The sequence below is a fragment of the Devosia lucknowensis genome, from assembly GCF_900177655.1.
Lineage (GTDB): Bacteria > Pseudomonadota > Alphaproteobacteria > Rhizobiales > Devosiaceae > Devosia > Devosia lucknowensis.
The window spans coordinates 855,389-875,748 of sequence record NZ_FXWK01000001.1; the positions used below are offsets into that span (position 1 = coordinate 855,389).

General features: G+C 61.4%; 19 protein-coding genes and 2 tRNA genes. 14 read left to right on the plus strand and 7 right to left on the minus strand.

What is annotated here, in order from left to right; all coding sequences use genetic code 11:
• Positions 1 to 26: 26 nt before the first annotated feature.
• Positions 27 to 1,169 (plus strand): glycoside hydrolase family 2 TIM barrel-domain containing protein, encoded by a 1,143-nt coding sequence (locus CCK88_RS04015; RefSeq protein ID WP_140048879.1) that lies wholly within the window; start codon positions 27 to 29, stop codon positions 1,167 to 1,169.
• Between the two features lie 35 nt (positions 1,170 to 1,204).
• Positions 1,205 to 2,497 (plus strand): glycoside hydrolase family 32 protein, encoded by a 1,293-nt coding sequence (locus CCK88_RS04020; RefSeq protein ID WP_086469233.1) that lies wholly within the window; start codon positions 1,205 to 1,207, stop codon positions 2,495 to 2,497.
• A 37-nt stretch (positions 2,498 to 2,534) separates the two neighbouring features.
• Here the strand turns inward: CCK88_RS04020 and CCK88_RS18885 are convergent, their stop codons facing one another.
• The 3 genes from CCK88_RS18885 to CCK88_RS04035 all read right to left on the minus strand — a co-directional run bounded on the left by CCK88_RS18885 (position 2,535) and on the right by CCK88_RS04035 (position 4,152).
• The gene (locus CCK88_RS18885) at positions 2,535 to 2,798 is read right to left on the minus strand and encodes a CPCC family cysteine-rich protein (protein WP_086469234.1); all 264 of its coding nucleotides are present in this window, start codon (positions 2,796 to 2,798) and stop codon (positions 2,535 to 2,537) included.
• A 178-nt stretch (positions 2,799 to 2,976) separates the two neighbouring features.
• Positions 2,977 to 3,053: transfer RNA gene (locus tag CCK88_RS04030), tRNA-Arg, on the minus strand.
• A 49-nt stretch (positions 3,054 to 3,102) separates the two neighbouring features.
• Positions 3,103 to 4,152 (minus strand): LacI family DNA-binding transcriptional regulator, encoded by a 1,050-nt coding sequence (locus CCK88_RS04035; RefSeq protein WP_086469235.1) that lies wholly within the window; start codon positions 4,150 to 4,152, stop codon positions 3,103 to 3,105.
• A 225-nt stretch (positions 4,153 to 4,377) separates the two neighbouring features.
• On the opposite strand from CCK88_RS04035, the gene CCK88_RS04040 reads away from it, so the two are divergent.
• The 8 genes from CCK88_RS04040 to CCK88_RS04075 all read left to right on the plus strand — a co-directional run bounded on the left by CCK88_RS04040 (position 4,378) and on the right by CCK88_RS04075 (position 13,196).
• The gene (locus CCK88_RS04040) at positions 4,378 to 5,619 is read left to right on the plus strand and encodes an ABC transporter substrate-binding protein (RefSeq protein WP_086469236.1); all 1,242 of its coding nucleotides are present in this window, start codon (positions 4,378 to 4,380) and stop codon (positions 5,617 to 5,619) included.
• Between the two features lie 94 nt (positions 5,620 to 5,713).
• Positions 5,714 to 6,655, plus strand: a complete 942-nt coding sequence (locus CCK88_RS04045) for a carbohydrate ABC transporter permease (protein ID WP_086470799.1) — start codon at positions 5,714 to 5,716, stop codon at positions 6,653 to 6,655.
• Between the two features lie 2 nt (positions 6,656 to 6,657).
• Positions 6,658 to 7,581 (plus strand): carbohydrate ABC transporter permease, encoded by a 924-nt coding sequence (locus CCK88_RS04050; RefSeq protein ID WP_244557496.1) that lies wholly within the window; start codon positions 6,658 to 6,660, stop codon positions 7,579 to 7,581.
• Positions 7,582 to 7,585: 4 nt separating this feature from the next.
• Positions 7,586 to 8,668, plus strand: coding sequence for an ABC transporter ATP-binding protein (locus tag CCK88_RS04055; RefSeq protein WP_086469238.1), 1,083 nt, complete (start codon positions 7,586 to 7,588; stop codon positions 8,666 to 8,668).
• A gap of 170 nt (positions 8,669 to 8,838) precedes the next feature.
• Entirely contained in the window at positions 8,839 to 9,588 is a 750-nt protein-coding gene (locus tag CCK88_RS04060) for a sugar phosphate isomerase/epimerase family protein (RefSeq protein ID WP_086469239.1), read from the plus strand.
• A gap of 1 nt (position 9,589) precedes the next feature.
• A complete protein-coding gene (locus CCK88_RS04065; RefSeq protein ID WP_086469240.1) occupies positions 9,590 to 10,732 on the plus strand; it encodes a Gfo/Idh/MocA family protein in 1,143 nt (380 codons plus the stop codon).
• Between the two features lie 139 nt (positions 10,733 to 10,871).
• Positions 10,872 to 11,930: a sugar phosphate isomerase/epimerase family protein gene (locus CCK88_RS04070; protein ID WP_086469241.1), complete on the plus strand. Its 1,059-nt coding sequence runs from the start codon at positions 10,872 to 10,874 to the stop codon at positions 11,928 to 11,930.
• 114 nt (positions 11,931 to 12,044) lie between these two features.
• A complete protein-coding gene (locus CCK88_RS04075) occupies positions 12,045 to 13,196 on the plus strand; it encodes a Gfo/Idh/MocA family protein (protein WP_086469242.1) in 1,152 nt (383 codons plus the stop codon).
• A gap of 48 nt (positions 13,197 to 13,244) precedes the next feature.
• On the opposite strand, the gene CCK88_RS04080 is transcribed toward CCK88_RS04075, so the two are convergent.
• From CCK88_RS04080 to CCK88_RS04090, 3 genes are all read right to left on the minus strand, one after another.
• Positions 13,245 to 14,108 carry a TraB/GumN family protein gene (locus CCK88_RS04080; RefSeq protein WP_086469243.1) on the minus strand — a complete coding sequence of 288 codons (864 nt, stop codon included), beginning with the start codon at positions 14,106 to 14,108 and terminating at the stop codon, positions 13,245 to 13,247.
• A 95-nt stretch (positions 14,109 to 14,203) separates the two neighbouring features.
• Positions 14,204 to 14,509 (minus strand): ETC complex I subunit, encoded by a 306-nt coding sequence (locus tag CCK88_RS04085; protein ID WP_086469244.1) that lies wholly within the window; start codon positions 14,507 to 14,509, stop codon positions 14,204 to 14,206.
• Positions 14,510 to 14,595: 86 nt separating this feature from the next.
• Positions 14,596 to 14,672 (minus strand) — tRNA-Pro (locus tag CCK88_RS04090).
• A gap of 104 nt (positions 14,673 to 14,776) precedes the next feature.
• Here CCK88_RS04090 and CCK88_RS04095 point away from each other — a divergent pair.
• Positions 14,777 to 15,514, plus strand: a complete 738-nt coding sequence (locus CCK88_RS04095; protein ID WP_140048880.1) for a phosphatase PAP2 family protein — start codon at positions 14,777 to 14,779, stop codon at positions 15,512 to 15,514.
• On the opposite strand, the gene metC is transcribed toward CCK88_RS04095, so the two are convergent.
• Entirely contained in the window at positions 15,496 to 16,683 is a 1,188-nt protein-coding gene (gene metC / locus CCK88_RS04100; protein ID WP_086469246.1) for a cystathionine beta-lyase, read from the minus strand. The two genes, CCK88_RS04095 and metC, sit on opposite strands and share 19 nt — an antisense overlap.
• A gap of 219 nt (positions 16,684 to 16,902) precedes the next feature.
• On the opposite strand from metC, the gene CCK88_RS04105 reads away from it, so the two are divergent.
• From CCK88_RS04105 to CCK88_RS04115, 3 genes are all read left to right on the plus strand, one after another.
• Positions 16,903 to 17,919 (plus strand): amino acid ABC transporter substrate-binding protein, encoded by a 1,017-nt coding sequence (locus tag CCK88_RS04105; RefSeq protein WP_086469247.1) that lies wholly within the window; start codon positions 16,903 to 16,905, stop codon positions 17,917 to 17,919.
• A 111-nt stretch (positions 17,920 to 18,030) separates the two neighbouring features.
• Positions 18,031 to 19,221, plus strand: a complete 1,191-nt coding sequence (locus CCK88_RS04110) for an amino acid ABC transporter permease (RefSeq protein ID WP_086469248.1) — start codon at positions 18,031 to 18,033, stop codon at positions 19,219 to 19,221.
• A 9-nt stretch (positions 19,222 to 19,230) separates the two neighbouring features.
• Entirely contained in the window at positions 19,231 to 20,358 is a 1,128-nt protein-coding gene (locus CCK88_RS04115; RefSeq protein WP_086469249.1) for an amino acid ABC transporter permease, read from the plus strand.
• Positions 20,359 to 20,360: the final 2 nt, after the last annotated feature.

The following is a 20,360-nucleotide window of genomic DNA, read 5'->3' on the forward strand; positions in this document are numbered from 1 at the left end:
TTCGAGTGCAAGGCACAGCGGTCGAGTTGACCGTTGATATTCCGCTGGCTCGCAACGGAATGGATCGCGCGGAGCTCTACTGGATCCCTGACCAGCCGAACCTCATCGACGTCGACGTCAGCCTCTTGCGGAATGATGCGACCTCCTTGGATGGCGTTGCATCCTATTTCGGGCTGCGCAGCGTCGGCACCGGCGGCAATCGCTTCCTTCTCAACGATCGGCCCATTTTCGTGCGGGCTGTGCTGGAGCAAGGCTACTGGCCAAAGACTCATCTGACCGCGCCGGACGGAGAAGCGTTGCGGCGCGAGGTCGAGCTGATCAAATCTCTTGGGTTCAATGCCGTGCGCATCCATCAGAAGATCGAGGACCCGCGGTTTCTCTATTGGTGTGATCGCCTGGGGCTCATGGTTTGGGGCGAGGCAGCCAATGCTTACGGCTTCAATGCCCTGGCGGTTGAGCGACTGACACACGAATGGATGGCCGCGGTCAGGCGAGACCGCAGCCACCCTTGTATTGTGACCTGGGTTCCGCTCAACGAGAGCTGGGGAGTCCCCGAGCTCGCTCAGCGCGCAGACCAACAGGCATTCGCCTCGGCCCTGTACCATTTGACCAAGGCCCTCGATCCGACCCGTCCCGTTATTTCGAACGATGGCTGGGAACACACCCGGTCCGATATCTGGGGCATCCACGACTACACCCAATATGGACAACAACTGACCGACCGCTACGCGACACAGGATGCGATAAGCGAGACCCTCAGTGGCTCTCGACCTTACCGTCGTCGCATCCTCCTCGATCAGGATGATCAACGCGGCCAGCCGGTCATGATCACCGAGTTTGGAGGGCTTTCGATACATCCCAGGCGCGGGGAGGCATGGTACGGCTACGCCACCGCCAAGTCGGACGAAGAATTCTTGTCCATGATCCGTTGCTTGTTCGATGCCATCTATCAAAGCTCCGACATTGTCGGCTTTTGCTACACCCAGATCACCGACACGTTGCAGGAGACCAACGGATTGCTGGATGAGAACCGAAATCCGAAGCTGCCGGTCGACCAATTGCGCGACATTATCATGCGACCGAGCGCCTCGATTCCCAGTGAGGCGGTGGAAATAGCGCGGCAGCGTGGATTGCTGGATAGCCGAGAAGAACCAGCAGCAGCCATCTGAATAGCGACATCCAATCTGATGAAAACAGGCATGCGATGAGTGAAAAATTCCGTCCCAGGCTCCATTTTTCGCCACGTGTCGGCTGGATGAATGACCCGAACGGCCTCATCCGCGTTGATGGCATCTGGCACCTGTTCTTCCAGCACGACCCTGCCAGTACGGTTCATGGCCCCATGCATTGGGGCCATGCCACGAGCCGCGATCTGATGCATTGGACCGAATGGCCGGTAGCGCTCCACCCGACGGCCCCGGGCACTTGCTTTTCCGGCAGCGCCATCGAGACTGCCGAGGGGGAAATCAAGCTTTTCTATACCGCGCATCTCCGGGGGGAGGATGGGCAGGATATCCAGTCGCAGTGCCTCGTCCATGTCGATCGCGCAATGTCCCGGTTCACGGCCGACGCGCACAATCCGGTTGTTCCCAACTCTGTCCTGCCCGCCTTTCGGGATCCGAAGGTCATCTGGCACGAGGGAACGCGGCGGTGGATCATGTTGGTGACCGAAGGTCAGGTCATCGGGTTCTACGGCTCCACCGAATTGCTGTCTTGGGATCGCCTTTCCGATTTCGGCGCAGGCGAGGGGCGCCACAGTGAAGGCCCCTGGGAATGTCCGGATCTGGTCCAGCTGCGCGCGCCCGACGGCCGGATCGTCTGGATGCTGATCGTCGGCGTGTGTCCGGGCGCATATGCGCAAGGCTCGGGTACGCAGTACTTCCTCGGTGAATTCGACGGCACAAGGTTCACGAGTATCCATGCGCCGGAAACCGAACTTTGGCTGGACCATGGCCGCGACTACTATGCCGCACAGACGTTTTTTGACCGTGACAGCTCAGAACCGCCCATATCGCTGGCTTGGGCGAGCAACTGGCTCTACGCCAAGCAAACTCCAACCGCCGACTTTCGCGGCGTCATGTCCCTGCCGCGTGAACTCCGGCTGATTGAAACCGGCGAGGGCCTCCGCGTGGCGGCCGACGTACCGAAAGCCATCCACGATGCTTTCGGTGACTCTCATCTGGCCGGGGTTTACCGCGTCGACCTGGTCCTCGACCTCCGCATCGCCGAGGCGCATCCCATCAACCTTTTTGGTGATCACCAGTCGCAGTTTATTGTCACGAGAACTTGCTCCAATACTGTCTCGATCCGAACGGTTCGTGAGCCTGGACAGGGAATGGTGAGCTTCGAACACGACTATGCAGTGGAATTTGATTGGCAAGAAGGCCAACCCCTTGACCTTACGCTCTACGTTGATCGGGGCTTGGTGGAGCTTTGTGCCGCTGAAGGACGAGTTTGGCTAACCAACCTCCATTTTCCGGACGACCCTACGGCCTAGATTCAATATTGCGCAGCCGCAGCGATGGGCCGACAACTCAGACTGAAACGGGTAGCTCGCATAGCTCTGGCGGACGAACATGGGGCAGGGACAGTCGGTCCTTGGCGCCATGCTCGCGGAAATTTCTTCGGGCTGTCACAAGACTGACGCGATTTGCCCCGCCTGCGTAGTTTGAGTCCGCTGCCTGGACAGGGTCGTCTTGCCAGAAACAAACCGGGCAGATTTCGTGGCACCCCTTGGGCAACGAGACATACGTCAGGAACTCGCAGCATGGACAGGGAAAGGGCGGTGTAATGCTCATTGCCTCAACTGCGCTTGGACCCCGGTGCCGGGCTCCCAAAAAACGCTTCCTCGAAAGCGATCATCGCTGCTGGGTCGTGTCCGGCCATTCCGTAGCCATGGCCCTGACGCATGGCTTTGCGCCCATGCGTAGGTGTTCATTGGCTCATCGAGTCGGAGCAGATCAAAACCGCGCCTGATGGCGATCCCGACAGGAGTCGAACCTGTGACCAACAGCTTAGAAGGCTGCTGCTCTATCCAGCTGAGCTACGGGACCGAACGGCGCCTGTTTAGCGCATTTTTCGGCCAAGACCATCCCCCGCAGATCACGAGCCGGCATTCTCCTTGCGGGGATGGGCGGTGCTCCCGCGCACGATCAGGTCCGAATTGAGGACCATGCGCAACTGCCCCCGGCCCGGATCGACGTCCTCGAGCAGGTCGATCAGCGTTTCGGCTGCCATCCGTCCCATCATTTCCCGCGGTTGCCGCATCGTGGTGAGGGGCGGCGTGTAATGCGGCGCGACGCCCAGATCGTCGAAACCCACCACCGATATGTCGCGCGGACAGACGATCCCGTGCTGTCGCAATCCGGACAGGAAGCCGATCGCTGATTCGTCGTTTGCGGCGAAGATCGCCGTCGGCCGTTCTTCCAGCGCCATGAAATGCGCCGCGGCCGCGTAACCGCTCTCGATCTCGAAGTTCCCGCGAAACAGCCAGTTCTGGCGCACGTTGAGCCCGTTGTCGTGCATCGCCTTGGTGAAACCGGCGAGCCGCTCCCGCGCCACCACGTTGTGCTCGGCGCCCAGGAGGTGGCCGATATGGCGGTGACCAAGGTCGATCAGGTGGTTCGTGGCGCGTTCGGCCGCCTGCTGGTTGTCGGTCAGCACCACATGGAAACCCGAATTGGAAATCTCCTCGCAGGCGAGCACCAGGGGCACGGAATAGGGGGCCAGCGACAGCGCCCGGAGCGCCGCGACGTCCATCGATCCACCCAGCAGCAGCAACCCGTCCGCGCGGTTGGACAGCATATAGTCCTGAAGCCGTCGCACCGGTTCATGCGCCAGAGACAGGTTCGCGACCAGCATGCCGTAGCCGCGACTGGTCGCTTCGCGCTCGATCGCATCGAGGATCGACGAGAAGAACGGATTGCGGATGTCGGGCAGGGCGACGAGGATCGTCCGTGCGGTCCGCTGCCTCAGCGAGCGGGCCGCCTGGTTCAGCGTGTAACCGGTTACACGGATCGCCTCGGAAACGCGGGCGCGTGTGGCCTCGCTGACCCGGTCGGGGCTCGACAGGGCGCGGCTCACGGTAGCGGTCGACACATTGGCGAATCGCGCAACGTCTTGAATTGTCGGTGTTTTTCGAAGTTCTGTCATACCTGGCAGCGCCCCCTCTCGCTGTCAGTCACGCAACCGGTCTAAATCGATCTTGACATCTCCGCAAGGCTTGTATGAAACTCCTGAAATCGATTGCAGGACACATTTGGAACGTGTAGTGCAATCGATTACACACGGTCGCGGGATGTCCTGAGAGAGGAGCAGCCATGCGGCCGGTGCATCACTGGGGTGCTACGCCCCTCGTGTTCGTTGGGAGGACTACCTATGAAAAAGTTTGCAGTGGTTGCCGCAATGGCAACCGCTTTCCTCGGCTCCACGTCTGCTTACGCTGTGGATCTGGAAGTGACGCACTGGTGGACGTCGGCTGGTGAAGCCGCTGCTATCGCCGAGTTCGCCAAGGTCTTCGAAGAAGAAACCGGCAACAACTGGGTCGACTCCGCGCTGGCCGGTTCCGGCACGGGCGCAAACCCGGTCATCATCAGCCGCATCATCGGCGGCGATCCGATGGGCGCCACCCAGATGAACACCGGCCGTGATGCCGAGGAGCTCATCCAGGCTGGCCTGATGCGCGACCTGACCGACGTCGTTGCTGACATGGATCTGGACAGCTTCTACGTTGATCCGACCCTGCTCGAGCCCTGCCGTTACGAAGGCGGTCTCTACTGTCTGCCGATCAACATCCACTCGTGGGACTGGCTGTGGCTCTCCACCGCTGCCTACGAAAAGATCGGCCAGCCGGTTCCGACCAACTGGGATGAGTATGTCGCCTCCTGGCCGGCTCTCGAAGAAGCAGGCATCCTGCCCTTCGGTCTCGCCACTGGCTGGCCCTTCTCGGGCATCCCGGGCGTTCTCATGAACGGCATCGGTGGTTCGGATCTCGTCCTCGCCATCAACCGCGACAAGGATGCCGAAGCCGTCCGTGGTCCGGAGTTCCGCAAGGTTGCCGAAGCGCTCGACCAGCTGCGCAAGGTCATCTCGCCCGAAACCATGGTTCCCTCCTTCGGTGACGTCGGCAACCAGCTTCTCGAAGGCACTGCTGCCGGCAACATCCACGGCGACTGGCTCGCTGGCGATCTGCAGATCGCAGGCGGCGTCCCCGGCGAAGACTATGAATGTCTCCCGGCTCTCGGCCTCGGCACTCAGCTGACCGGCGGCGGCGACTCGTTCTACTTCCCGGTCCTGCCGGAAGGCACCGACCCGGCTGTCATCGAAGCTCAGGAGCAGCTTGCTCGTATCCTGATCTCGCCTGAAGCCCAGCTCAAGTTCAACATGGTCAAGGGCTCCATGCCGATCCGTACCGACATCGACCTGTCGGGCGCCAACGCATGCATGCAGAAGGCCATCGCGCTTCTCGACAACGGCCTGCTCCCCTCGGGTGACTTCGCGCTCTCCAGCGACACCCAGCAGCAGACCCAGGATCTCAACACCGAGTTCCTCGATGACGACAGCATCACCGTCGATGACTACATCGAGCGTTATGCTTCGATCATTGAATCGGCTGACTAAGATCCCGACAAGTCTGGCGGGAGCACGCTCCCGCCTTTGAAATCAGTGGTCGGCCTTGCTCGACAAGGTCGGCCACAATCTCTTGGAGAGACTTATGGCGGACACTGCCGTTCCTCTGGAAGCGGGCGCGACGAGGGTATCTCGCCCCGGCCTGCTCAACAGAATCCTTCTACACAACTTGCCCGCCAAGATTGCTGCACTGCCGATGGTGATCACCGTTCTGGTGGTTTTCGTGGGCTGTACGATCTGGACGATCTACTACTCCTTCACCAATTCGAGGCTCCTGCCGACCGGCAAGTTCGTCGGCTTCGACCAGTACGAGCGCCTGTTCGCGACCTCGCGCTGGAACGTTTCGGTCTGGAACCTCGTGGCCTATGGCTCGATGTCGCTGGTCTTCACGCTGGTCATCGGCTTCATCCTGGCCGTTCTGATCGATCAGAAGATCCGCTTCGAAAGCGCCTTCCGCACCATCATGCTCTATCCCTTCGCCCTCTCGTTCATCGTGACGGGCCTGGTCTGGCAGTGGATCATGAACCCGACACTGGGCCTTCAGGGTACCTTGCGCAATTTGGGCTGGACAGGCTTCACCTTCGACTGGATCGCCAATCCCCGCATGGTGCTGTTCGCCCTGTTGATCGCCGGTCTCTGGCACGGCACGGGCTTCTGCATGGTGCTGATGCTCGCCGGTCTGCGTGGTGTTGACGAGGAAGTCTGGAAGGCTGCCAAGGTCGACGGCATTCCCACCTGGCGCACCTATGTCTCGATCGTTCTGCCCATGATGCGCGGCGTCCTCATTACCGCCATCGTCATCATCGGTTCCGGCATCGTCCGTCTCTACGACCTTGTCGTGGCGCTCACCAATGGCGGGCCCGGCATCTCCTCGGAAGTACCCGCCAAATACGTCTTCAACTACATGTTCTCGGGCGGCAATATCGGCCAGGGTCTGGCCGGCGCCACCATGATGCTGCTGACCGTTCTCATCATCATGATCCCGTGGGCCTATCTGGAATTCGGCGGAAAGGGCCGTCGCACATGAGCATGACCGCCACCATTCCCGCCGGTACGCCCGTTGCGACCGGCGCCAACGAAGCGCGCGGCCCACGGCCCAAGCCCTTCTTCACACCCCGCAAGATCATTCTCTATACGGCTCTGGTCTTCTTCTCGCTCTACTACCTGTTCCCGCTCTATGTGATGCTCACCACATCGCTCAAGGGCATGCCGGAAATCCGCTTCGGCAACATCTTCGCCCTGCCGACCGCGCCGAATTTCGACGCCTGGGTCAAGGCGTGGAGCAGCGCCTGTACCGGCCTCAACTGCAATGGTCTGGCGCCCGGTTTCTGGAACTCGGTCAAGATCACCATCCCGTCCACGATCGTGTCGATCTTCATTGCGGCGATCAACGGCTATGCCCTGGTCAACTGGCGCTTCAAGGGTTCGGAAGTCTTCTTCGCCATCCTCATCTTCGGCTCGTTCATCCCCTATCAGGTGATGCTCTATCCGCTGGTGATGATCACCCGCGAACTCAAGATTTTCGGCACTCTGCAGGCCGTCATTCTCATCCACACCGTCTTCGGCATGCCGATCCTGACCCTGCTGTTCCGCAATTACTTTGCGTCGCTGCCGCAGGAATTGTTCAAGGCCGCACGCGTCGATGGGGCAGGGTTCTGGCGCATCTTCTTCGAGATCATGCTTCCCATGTCGCTGCCGATCTTCGTGGTTGCGATCATCCTGCAGGTGACCGGTATCTGGAACGACTTCCTGTTCGGCGTCGTCTTCGCCGGCACGCAGAACTATCCGATGACCGTTCAGCTCAACAACATCGTCAATTCGGCCCAGGGCACGCCCGAATACAACGTGAACATGGCCGCCACCGTTCTCACTGGCCTCGTGCCGCTTACAGTCTATTTCATCTCCGGCAAGTGGTTCGTCCGCGGCGTTGCCGCCGGTGCGGTCAAGGGGTAATCCAATGCAACACAGCGTTTCCATTCGCGATCTCTCGCTCAACTTCGGCAATGTGAAGGTTCTCGAACACCTGAACCTCGACATCGCCCAGGGCGAATTCATCGTGCTGCTCGGGCCCTCTGGTTGCGGCAAGTCGACCTTGCTCAACTGCATCGCCGGCCTCCTGGACGTTTCCGATGGCCAGATCTTCATCTCGGGTAAGAACGTCACCTGGGAAGAGCCCAAGAACCGCGGCATCGGCATGGTGTTCCAGTCCTATGCCCTCTATCCGCAGATGTCGGTCGAGCGAAACCTCTCCTTCGGCCTCCGCGTGTCCGGCATGCCCAAGGCGGAAATCGACAAGCGCGTGAAGCGTGCTGCCGAAATCCTGCAGATCGAGCCGCTCCTGCAGCGCAAGCCGGCCAACCTCTCGGGCGGCCAGCGTCAGCGCGTCGCCATCGGCCGCGCTCTGGTGCGGGACGTGGACGTGTTCCTGTTCGACGAGCCGCTGTCCAACCTCGACGCCAAGCTCCGCTCGGACCTGCGCGTCGAGATCAAGCGCCTGCACCAGCGCCTCAAGAACACCATGATCTACGTGACTCACGACCAGATCGAGGCTCTGACCCTGGCCGACCGTATTGCCATCATGAAGAATGGTGTCATTCAGCAGCTGGCCGATCCGGCAACCATCTACAACAAGCCGGTCAATCTCTACGTCGCCGGCTTCATTGGTTCGCCCTCGATGAATTTCATCGAAGGCACGCTCGAAGGCCAAACCTTCACGGCCAATGACGGCACCCGCATTCCCGTGGGTGACTACGACTTCCTGGCTGCACGCGGTGGCGCCTCCAAGGCCGTGCTCGGCGTCCGTCCGGAGCACATCCTGCTCGGCGATGCCGCGGCGAACATGCCGTTCCGCACTGAAGCGGAAATCGAAATCGTGGAACCGATGGGCTCGGAAACCCTGGCCTGGACCAAGGTTGCCGGCATTCCGGTCACCTTCCGCTGCTCGAGCGACATTCCGCTCCATGCAGGCGACAAGGTCACCGTCGGGTTCGACATTGCCCGCGGCTCCCTGTTCGACGCTGCCACGGAAAGCCGCCTCTAGGCTCTACATTGATTGACGGCGCCCTCAGGGGCGCCGTTCGCCTTCGCCGACGGCGAGAACTTACCTTTGCGGTGGCAGGCCTGACCAGGCTGCGTGACTCAGGCGCGGCAAGTGTCTACTTCCGACCCGGACTGCGGGGCCGCATTCCAACACCATAGACGAGGCCGATAATGGACTTCTCCTACCAGCTTTACAGTGCACGCAACGAAGCGTCGCTGGACGAAACCCTCAAGACGCTCGCGGGTCTTGGCTATACCCAGGTCGAAGGTTGGGGCGGCCAGTTCGCCGATCCCGCCGCTTTGGCGCAGAGCCTCAGGAACGCTGGTCTGAGCATGCCGACCGCCCATATGGGCTATGGCCAGCTCGAGGATACCGACGCTGCCCTCAAGATCGTTGATCAGGTGGGCATCCAGACCGTTTATTGCCCCGCGCCGCCGTCCGAGGATTATCGCAACGGCACCGGCAACTGGGCTGAATTTGCTGAAGGGCTCGCCAGGATCGCCGCTGCCTTCAAGGCTGCCGGCAAGGGTTTTGGCTACCACAATCATCACTGGGAATTCGTCAAGGACGCCAACGGCAAGACGCCGATGGAACTGATCCTCGACGCGTCGCCCGACACGCAGTGGGAAATGGACCTCGCCTGGGTCATCCGTGCCAACGAAGATCCGCTGTACTGGATCGACAAGCTGGGCAGCCGCATCACCGCCGTGCACGTCAAGGACATCGCGCCCGCCGGTGAAAAGCTCGACGAAGACGGTTGGGCCGATGTCGGCACCGGCACGCTGGACTGGCCGAACTACATCAACCAGATCAAGGCCAAGACCAAGGCGAAATACTTCGTCGCCGAGCACGACAAGCCGAGCGATGCCATTCGCTTCGCGCGCAATGCCGCGGCCGCTCTCAAGAGCTACGGGGTTTAAGATGGCAAAGACCTATGGCGTCGGCATCATGGGTGCCGGCAATATCTCTGCCGCCTATCTCGGCCTCGCGCCGCTTTTCAAGGGCCTCGAAGTCCGCGCGGTTGCGGACATCGTTCCGGAAGCCGCCAAGCGCCGCGCCGACGAATTCAACGTCGCGGCACAGACCCCCGATGAACTGCTCAAGAACAGCGAGATCGACGTCATCGTCAATCTGACCGTTCCGGCGGCGCACTATCGGGTGTCGATGGACATCATCTCGGCCGGCAAGCATTCCTACTCGGAAAAGCCCTTCGTTCTGAGCATCGATGAAGGCCTGTCGCTGAAGAAGGCCGCGGACGAACGTGGCCTCAAGGTCGGTTCGGCCCCCGACACCTTCCTCGGTGGCGCGCACCAGCAGGCCCGTGAGATCATCGACTCGGGCAAGCTCGGCAAGATCATGAGCGGCACCACCCACGTCATGAGCCGCGGCATGGAACACTGGCACCCCAATCCGGACTTCTTCTTCCAGCCCGGCGGTGGTCCGATCCTCGATCTCGGCCCTTACTACATTACCGATCTCGTGCACCTGCTTGGCCCGGTCAAGAAGCTGTCGGCCTTCACCAACATGGCCCGCAACGAGCGCGTCGTGACCGCCGAGGGCCCGAACAAGGGCAGCATCGTCAAGGTCGGCACCCCGACCACGATCCATGGCATTCTCGAGTTCCACAACGGCGCCATCGTCACCATCGGCGCCAGCTGGGACGTGGCAGCCCATGGCCACCACAATATCGAGCTCTACGGCACCGACGGTTCGATCTTCGTACCCGATCCGAACTTCTTCGGCGGCGATCTGGTCACGGCTTCGCTCGATGGCACGCGGACCCCGGTCACGCCGTGGGATCACCCCTTCGGCAAGCCCAACCAGGGCCTTGATCAGCCCATCCCGCGCGCCAACTATCGGTGTGCAGGTCTGGCCGACATGATGATATCGCATGACAGCGGCCAGACGGCACGCTGCGGTCTCGATGTCGCGCTCCATGTCGTTGAAGTCATGACCGGCCTGCTCAAGGCGGGCGAGACCGGCGAGGTTCTGACGCTGCAGACCACCTGCGAGCGGCCGCGTGCTCTCGGCATCGACGAGGCTCGGGCTCTTCTCAAGGCCTGATGGACGTACATCATTGACAGGCGACCTGTGCCGGTCAAGATTGTTGCCTAACATGTCAGGGCGGCGAGCGATCGTCGCCCTGCTTTACGAATAGGAGCCCCGGCTCAAGGCGGCTACGGGGCCGACAGAGGAGAAACCTATGGCTACGACAATCAAGGGTCCCGCTATTTTCCTGGCGCAGTTCGCTGGCGACAAGGCACCTTTCGACACGCTGGACAATATTTGCCGCTGGGCTGCAGGCCTGGGCTACAAGGGCGTGCAGATCCCGACCTGGGTTTCAAGCTTTATCGATCTGGAAAAGGCTGCCAATTCCAAGACTTATTCCGACGAGATCAAGGGCATCGTGAACAGTCACGGCCTTGAGATCACCGAGCTTTCGACCCACCTTCAGGGCCAGCTCGTCGCCGTTCACCCGGCCTACGACACCGCCTTCGACGGCTTCGCGCCGTCCTCCGTGCATGGCAATCCCAAGGCGCGTCAGGAATGGGCTGTCCAGACCATGCTCAACGCCGCCAAGGCCTCGCAGAACCTGGGTCTCAATGCCCACGCTACCTTCTCCGGTTCGCTCGCGTGGCCCTACATTTACCCGTGGCCGCAGCGCCCTGCCGGTCTTGTCGAGGAAGCCTTTGACGAACTCGCGCGCCGCTGGACGCCGATCCTCAATGCCTTCGACGAAGCCGGCGTCGACGTCTGCTACGAGATCCACCCCGGCGAAGACCTGCACGACGGCGTCTCCTACGAGATGTTCCTGGACCGCGTGAAGAACCATCCGCGCGCCAACCTGCTTTATGATCCGAGCCACTTCGTCCTGCAGCAGCTCGACTATCTCGACTACATCGACATCTACAAGGATCGCATCAAGGCCTTCCACGTGAAGGATGCCGAGTTCAATCCGACCGGTCGCCAGGGTGTCTATGGCGGCTTCCAGTCCTGGGTCGAGCGGGCAGGGCGCTTCCGCTCCATCGGCGATGGTCAGGTCGATTTCCCGGCGATCTTCGCCAAGATGGCCGCCAACGATTTCAAGGGCTGGGCCGTCCTCGAATGGGAATGCGCGCTCAAGCATCCGGAAGATGGTGCGCGTGAAGGCGCCGAGCTCATCCAGAGCTACATCATTCGCGTGACCGAAAAGGCCTTTGACGATTTCGCCAGCGGCGGAACCGATCAGGCGGCCAATCGCAAGATGCTGGGTCTGTCGTAAAATCTGATAGCTCCCTGCCTCGTCATTGCCCGGCTTGTCCGGGCAATCCATGGACCACCGGGGCAAGCCCGGTGGTGACGATTGATGGGGGAGCAAGGAACAGGGAGAACTAACATGGCCGAAAATGGCGCAAAACCAATCCGTCTGGGCATGGTCGGCGGCGGCACCGGAGCCTTCATCGGCTACGTCCACCGCATTGCTTCGCGACTCGACGGCGATTACGAGCTGGTCGCCGGGGCGCTCTCCTCGCGCCCTGAAGTCGCCAGGGAGTCCGGCAAGAATCTCGGCCTTGCCGATGACCGCATATACACCTCCTACGAGGAAATGGCCCAGAAGGAAGCAGCCCGCCCGGACGGTATCCAGGCTGTCTCCATCGTCACGCCCAATCACATGCATTTCGGCCCCGCCAAGGCATTTCTTGAAGCCGGCATCCACGTCATCTGCGACAAGCCGATCACGTCGTCACTCGATGACGCACGCAAGCTTCTGGACATCCAGCCGAAAAACGGCGCGAAGTTCCTGCTGACGCATAACTACACCGGCTATCCGCTGATCCGTCAGGCCCGTGAACTGGTGGCCTCTGGCGCCCTCGGCAAGCTCCGCGTCGTCCAGGCCGAATATGCCCAGGATTGGCTCACTGAAGCCGCCGACGAAGATAACAAGCAGGCCGCCTGGCGGACCGATCCGGCGCGCTCCGGCGCCGGCGGCTGCATCGGCGATATCGGCACCCACGCCTACAACCTGCTCCGCTTCGTCACCGGTCTCAAGACCGATGCCGTCTCGGCCGACCTGACAGCCTTCGTGCCCGGCCGCCAGCTCGACGACAACGTGCATATCATGCTGCGCTTCGAAGGCGGCGCAAAGGGCATGCTCTGGGCCAGCCAGGTCGCCGTCGGCAAGGAAAACGGCCTGCAGCTAAGGGTCTACGGCGACAAGGGCGGCCTTGAGTGGAGCCAGGAAAACCCGAACTACATGTGGTTCACCGAGTTCGGCAAGCCGCGCCAGCTGCTCACCCGCGGCGGCTCCATCTCGGTCCCGCCGGCCGCCTCGATGAACGTCCGCATTCCGTCGGGTCATCCGGAAGGTTATCTCGAGGCCTTCGCTACGCTCTACAGCCAGTTCGCTGCGGTCATCCGCGGCGATGGTGGCGACTATGAGAGCCTTCTTCCGACCATGGCCGATGGTATCGAGGGCATGCAGTTCATTACCGCATCGGTGAAGTCGAGCCAGAACGACGCGAAGTGGACCCGCTTCTCGGAAGTCTGATCGTCCGACTGGGACATGAGGGCCGGTGGCGAAAGCCGCCGGCCTTTTCTATTGCACGCGCCGGCTCGAAAAGCCTCGGTCTTCCAGCAGCTTGACGACGCTGACGTCGCCCGCGAGATGCGCTGCGCCAACGACCAGCAGGGCGCTCTCGTTCTCGGCCAGCATCTGTTCGATCTGCTCCACCCAGTTGTGGTTGCGCTCGTCGATCAGCAGCTCGACCATGCCCTCGTCATAGCCACCCATCTGTTCGGCAAACACCGCCCCCAGTTCCTCTGGCTGGCCGGCCGCCCAGGCCGCGACCATCTCGTCGATGTCGCTTTCCATGACGTCGAGCGTATCGAGGGTGGCGCGCAGCATGCTGATCTGTTCGTCCGTCGTGCCGCCGGCGAGAAATCCCAATTGTTCTTCGGCGGTTTCGAGGAAGCCCTGGCGCTCGCGCGGGAGTTCGGCCAGCAGCACGGACTCCACGCCCAGCGCCGCGTCAAAGCCGGAATACATCAGCGGGCCCATCGACAACGTCGTCGCGGCCATCCATGGCTTCATGGTGAGCAGCGAAGCCATCGGGATGTTGTAGAGCGCTGCCGCTTCGCGCACGCGCCGGGTCAGCTTCGGCCCCACGATCTCGCTCAGCAGCGTACCGTCCCGGTTGAAGCCCAGCTCGAAGGTCAGCGGCGTGATCAGCATTTGTGCTTCGGGGCCGATATCGGTCTCGAAATAGACCTTGTCCACCTTGGACATGACCTTCTCGAAAGCCGAACTGCGCCACTCGGTATCGGCCCGCAGCATGTGCACCGAACCGAAGAGCCAGACCGAGCTATCCTCGTCGCTGACCTGCCAGAGGGCAGGGGCGGCCAGCGCGGGTACGGTGGGGGCAAGGCAGGCCATCAGGCCAAAAAGCAAACGAGACAGCATGTTTGTTTCCTGGTGGTCGATGTCGCATCGTACCGCCAATAAACAAAGCGCCGCAATGTCTTGCGGCGCCCGAATGCATCACGATGAACGGAACCTTAGTGGGTCCAGGGGGTCTTTCGATCAGAACGGAAATTGTCCGGATAGCTCACGCGCTTGGGGGTGGCATCATGGGCCGGCTGCACCGAATAGGGAATGCCGTTGCGCTGCGCATAGGCCTCGGCTTCTTCCAGCGTCTCGAAGGACAGGCGAATCTGCTGGCTCATGTCCGAGCTGCTCGTATAGCCCATCAGCGGGTCGATGCTGCGCGCCGAGGTCGCCTCATGCACCAGCACCCATTGCTTGGACTTGCCCTTGCCGGACTGCATTGCATTGCGGGCTGGGCGATAGATACGGGCGGTCATGCAAAGTCCTCAACACGATGCACAGCACCGGACCGAAAAACGCGACGCGGTTGTCGGTTGATCCGATGCGCCAGGAACAAACGCGATGGTCGGAGTACAAAGATTCGAACTTTGGACCCCCGGTTCCCAAAACCGGTGCTCTACCAGGCTGAGCTACACTCCGAGATCGCGCCTTTCCGTTAGCCTGTTCGGCTGCAAAGGGCAAGGCCACTTGCACGCTCATACCCCGACTTGACGAAACTGCGCGCGCCAGTGGACAAGTTCGCCATGTTTGATCTCGAAAAGCCTTGGCCGTTGGGCCTCGACCGTCGCTCCTGGCCATATTTCCTCGTTGCCGTCGTCGTGGTCCTCGCCATTCTCGCCAGCGTCGATGTTGCGGTCTCGCGCGGTGCGATGGCTTGGCCAGACACCTGGCGCGCGCCGTTTTTCTTCATCACCGACTACGGCCTGTCCGATTGGGTGCTGATTCCGAGCCTCGCACTGATGATTCTGCTCCGCCTCGCCATGTTCCCCATGACCGGCATCTGGAAGCAGGCGACGGGCGAACTGGCCATGATTTCGGCCTTCATCTTCCTCGGTGTCGGCGCGCCGGGCCTCTTCACCAATCTTCTGAAACGGCTTGTCGGTCGGGGGCGTCCACAGGAATTCGACGACGTCGGCGCGTTCTCGTTTCAGAACGTCTTCAACGACTGGACCTTTCAGAGCTTTCCCAGCGGCCATTCCGCCACGGCGGTGGGCACCGCCTTCGTGGTTGGCTTCCTGTTTCCGCCGCTCTTCCCGGTGCTGCTGGTGATCGGCATCGTTGTTGCCATATCGCGCGTGCCCGTGGGCATGCATTACCCCACGGACGTCTTTGCAGGCATTCTCGTCGGCATGCTCGGGGCATACCTGGTGCGGAACGTCTTCGCCCGCCGCAACTGGCTTTTCACGCAGTTGCCCGACGGGCGAATGGTGCTCAAGCCGCTCGATGGGCTGAGCCGTCTGTTTCACCGCGCGCGCGAATAGCGGCCCAGCGCGGCTGCCAGATCGGCCTTGAGATCCTCGATGCCCTCGAAGCCGATATGCAGACGGAACAGGTTGCCCGGATCGCTCCAGGGCTGCACCGTCCGCGCCGACTTGATCGCCACCGGCAGGCACAGGCTTTCATAGCCGCCCCAGGAAAAGCCCATGGTGAAGAGCTCGAGGTGATCGACGAAGGCGGCAACCGCCTCGCGCCGCGCCGGTGCGGCCACGAAGCTGAACAGGCTGCCCGATCCGGTGAAGTCACGCTTCCACAACTGGTGGTCCGGGTGGCTCGGCAGGGCAGGGTGCAGCACCGCCGTCACCTCGTCCTGCTCCTCAAGCCACGCTGCGATCTCCAGCGCGCGCTCCTGATGCTCCTTCATGCGGATCGCCAGTGTCTTGAGGCCGCGCGCCACGAGAAACGCTTCGTCGCCGGAGGTGAAGAACCCCAGCAGCGTGCGGATCCGCTCGACATCGGCCCAGGCGTCTTCCGTGGTCGAAATCGTGCCGGCGAAGGCGTCGGAATGGCCCACGAACATCTTGGTCGCCGCATGCACGACGATGTCGGCACCCAGCGCGAGCGGCTTGAGATAAAGCGGACTGGCCCAGCTGTTGTCGACGATGAGGCGCGCGCCACCGGCATGCGCAGCGGCAGCCAGGGCTGGAATGTCCTGCACCTCGAATGTGAGAGAACCCGGGCTTTCGGCCAGCACCGCCCGCGTGTTGGGCAGCATCAGGTCGGCAAGCCCTGCGCCGATCCTTGGATCGTAATAGCGGGTGGTGACGCCCATCCGCTCGAGGAAGCCGTTGGCGAACTTGCGGCCCGGTTCATAGGCGCTGTCCGTGATCAGCAGGTCGTCTCCCGCCTTGAGGCAGGACATCAGCGCGATGGTGATTGCGCTCAGGCCCGAAGGGACGAGCTTGGTGCGATACGCCCCCTCGAGGGCGGTGACCACCGCCTCGACCGATTCTGTCGTCGGGTTGCCGGCGCGCCCATAAAGAAAACGCTGCGATTGCGCGTCGAGTTCTGCCAGCGTTTTGAACAGAACAGTAGACCCGCGATAGACCGGAGTGTTGACGAAGCCGAACTGGTCGTCAGGCGATCGTCCGGCGTGGGTCAGCAGCGTCTCTATTGAAGTATTGCTGGGATTGCCGGTTTGGTGATCATTCATACTAGGCTCGGTGCTCAAAAAGAAATCAACTGGGGGCATTTGGCTAATAAAGAGACAGGTTTCCTGACCCAACGCCCCTTCGGCCCTTGACGTTAAAGGCAATAGAGGCTTGCATGCTTAGCAGCATCCAAATCACCGCACAAAGGTGATGGTGCTCTCGAAGCCGAGGGACCTAGTTTGGCTTCGAAACACAGGGTCAGGAAACAAAAAGGCAAATAAATGCAAAAAGCGCTCGTATCGATCGCAGTCGCGGCCTCGCTGGGCCTCGGCGCGACGGCTGCCCAGGCGGCCATTCTCGATGACGTCAAGGCGAAGGGATATATTCAGTGCGGCGTGACCGGCGGTGTTCCGGGCTTCTCCGCGCCGGACTCCAACAACGTCTGGACCGGCCTCGAAGTCGACTTCTGCCGTGCCATGGCTGCCGCCATCTTCAAGGATGCCGACGCCGTTCGCTACACCTCGCTGACCAGCCAGGAGCGTTTCACCGCTCTGTCCGCTGGTGAAATCGATGTCCTGTCGCGGACCACGACCTGGACCATGAGCCGCGATACCCAGCTCGGCATCAGCTTCGTCGGCACCATGTTCTATGACGGCCAGGGCTTCATGGTCCGCGAGGCCGACGGCATCGAGTCCGCTCTGGATCTCTCCGGCGCCGCCATCTGTATCGAGTCCGGTACCACCACCGAGCTCAACGCCGCCGACTACTTCGCTGCCAACGGCATGGACTTCAACACCGTCGTGTTCGTTGACCAGGACGAAGTCGTGAAGGCCTATGAAGACGGCCGCTGCGACGTCTACACCACCGACTCCTCCGCTCTGGCTGCCGAACGCTCCAAGTTCGCCAACCCCGACGATCACGTCATTCTGCCCGAGATCATCTCCAAGGAGCCCCTCGGCCCGGTGGTTCGCGCTGGCGACACCACCTGGTTCAACATCGCTCGCTGGACCTACTTCGCGCTTCTCGAAGCCGAAGAACTGGGCGTGACCTCGGCCAATGTCGACGAGATGCTGGGTTCTGACAATCCGTCGATCAAGCGCCTCCTGGGCGTTGAGGGCGAATTCGGTGCGCCGCTGGGCATCGAGAACGACTGGGGCTACCAGATCGTCAAGCTCGTCGGCAACTACGCCGAGATCTACGACAAGCACGTCGGTCCGGATACCCCGATTGGCCTGGAGCGCGGCCTGAACGCCCTGTGGCGTGATGGCGGCATCCAGTACGCTCCGCCGATCCGCTAATCTGATCAAACTGACCCGGCGCTCCCTTTGGAGCGCCGGGCTTTTTGTTCTGTCGACTGACACGCTTTCGCGCGTGGTCAGGGGCTTATCGCGGCCAGGGGACAGCCACTTATGACGACACTCGACACGGGGCAGAAAGTTGCCCCAAGGGCCAATTTTTTCAACGATCCGGTGATCCGCGGGATCATCTATCAGATCGTTGTGGCCGCGCTGCTCGTCGCCTTTATTTTCTGGATCATCGGGAATACGGCGGCCAATCTCGCAGCGCAAAACAAGACCACCGGTTTCGACTTCCTCTGGAGAACGGCCGGTTTCGATATCAGTTTCTCGCTTCTGCCATGGTCGCGCGCCTCCTATTATTGGGAAGCGTTCGTGGTGGGGCTGCTCAATACCTTGCTGGTTGCTGCGATCGGCATCTTCTTTGCCACCATTCTCGGTTTCACCATCGGCATTGCCCGCCTCAGCACGAACTTCATCGTGTCGAGGCTGGCCACCGTCTACATCGAGGTGATCCGCAACATCCCGCTGCTGCTGCAGCTGTTCTTCTGGTACTTCGCCGTGCTCAAGGCCATGCCTTCGGTCCGCGAATCCCTGCAGCTGCCGTTCGATTCCTTTATCAATCAGCGCGGCATCATGGTGCCCAAGCCGATCCCGGATGAGCAGTTCGGGTTGGTGTGGATCGGCATCGCCGTCGCCATCGCGGCCGTTTTCGTGCTGCGCCGCTGGGCCAAGAAGAGGCTTGAAGCAACGGGACAGCGTTTCCCGGTATTCCTCACCTCCATCGCGCTTCTCGTCGGCATCACCGTGCTCACCTTCATCGTGAGCGGCGCCAGCGTCGCTTTTGAACCGCCCGTGCTCGAGCGTTTCAATTTCCGCGGCGGCCTCCAGCTTCCACCGGAATTTGCGGCACTGGCCTTCGGCCTCACCATCTACACCGCGGCCTTCATCGCCGAGACGGTGCGTGCCGGCATTCTTGCGGTGAACAAGGGACAGACCGAGGCGGCCCAGTCTCTGGGTCTCAAGGACAATGACCGCCTGCGTCTCGTCATCGTGCCGCAGGCCATGCGCGTCATCGTTCCGCCGCTGACCAGCCAGTACCTCAATCTCACCAAGAACTCGTCGCTCGGCGCCGCTATCGGCTATCCCGAGCTCGTCAATGTGTTTGCCGGGACATCGCTCAATCAGACCGGCAGGGCCATCGAGTGTATCGCCATCACCATGGCGGTCTATCTCATCCTCTCGCTGCTCACGTCGGCGATCATGAACTGGTACAACGGCCGTGTCCGGCTGGTGGAACGGTAGGAGGTTGCCATGACAGATATTGGTTACGTCCGCTCCGATCTGGTGGATGCACGACCCGCCCCCTCGAGGACCAGCGGGCCGGTTGCCTGGATGCGCAAGAACCTCTTTGCCACCCCGGTCGATACGGTACTCACGGTTTTGGGCATCCTGTTCCTGCTCTGGGTCGTTCCGCCGCTCTACGGCTTCTTCTTCGGCAATGCCGTCGGGCCCAATGGCACGGTGGAAGAGTGCCGCATGGAAAATGCCGGCGCCTGCTGGGCCTACATCGCGTCGGAGATGGAGTTCTTCATCTACGGCTTTTACGACATCCCCGAGCAATGGCGGCCGAACATCGTCTTTGCCTTGGGAGCGCTGCTCCTGGTGCCGCTGCTGATCCCGAAAGTGCCGTTCAAGCGGACCAACGCTTTCCTGTTCCTCGTGGTCTACCCGATCGTCACCTACTTCCTGCTTGCAGGCGGTGTGTTCGGTCTGCGGGAAATCCCGACCGAAAAATGGGGCGGCCTCCTGGTCACTCTCATCATCTCGGTTGTCGGCATCACGCTGTCCTTCCCGCTCGGTGTCATCCTGGCACTCGGCAGGCAGTCGCAATTGCCGATTATCAAGACGGTCTGCGTGGCCTTCATCGAACTGATCCGGGCGGTGCCGCTGATCACCATCCTGTTCATGGCGTCGATCATGCTGCCGCTGTTCATGCCGCAGGGGACGACAGTGGACAAGTTCCTGCGGGCGCTCGTGGGCGTGACGCTCTTCACCTCGGCCTACGTTGCCGAAGTGGTGCGCGGCGGTCTGCAGGCAATTCCGCGCGGGCAATACGAGGCGGCGGCGTCTCTTGGCCTGGGCTACTGGAAACGGATGTGGTTCATCATCCTGCCCCAGGCGCTCAAGCACGTCATCCCGGGCATCGTGAACAACTTCATTGCTTTGTTCAAAGACACGTCGCTCGTCTACATCGTCGGCATGAAAGACCTGCTCGAAGCGGTCAAGACCAAGAACGACTCCGCCCTCGAGTGGCAGTCTGCCAATACGGCGACCACCGGCTACATCTTCGCCGCCATGGTCTTCTGGGTCTTCTGCTTCGGCATGTCTCGCTACTCCATCTACATGGAGCACCGGCTCAACACTGGCTACAAGAGGTAGCT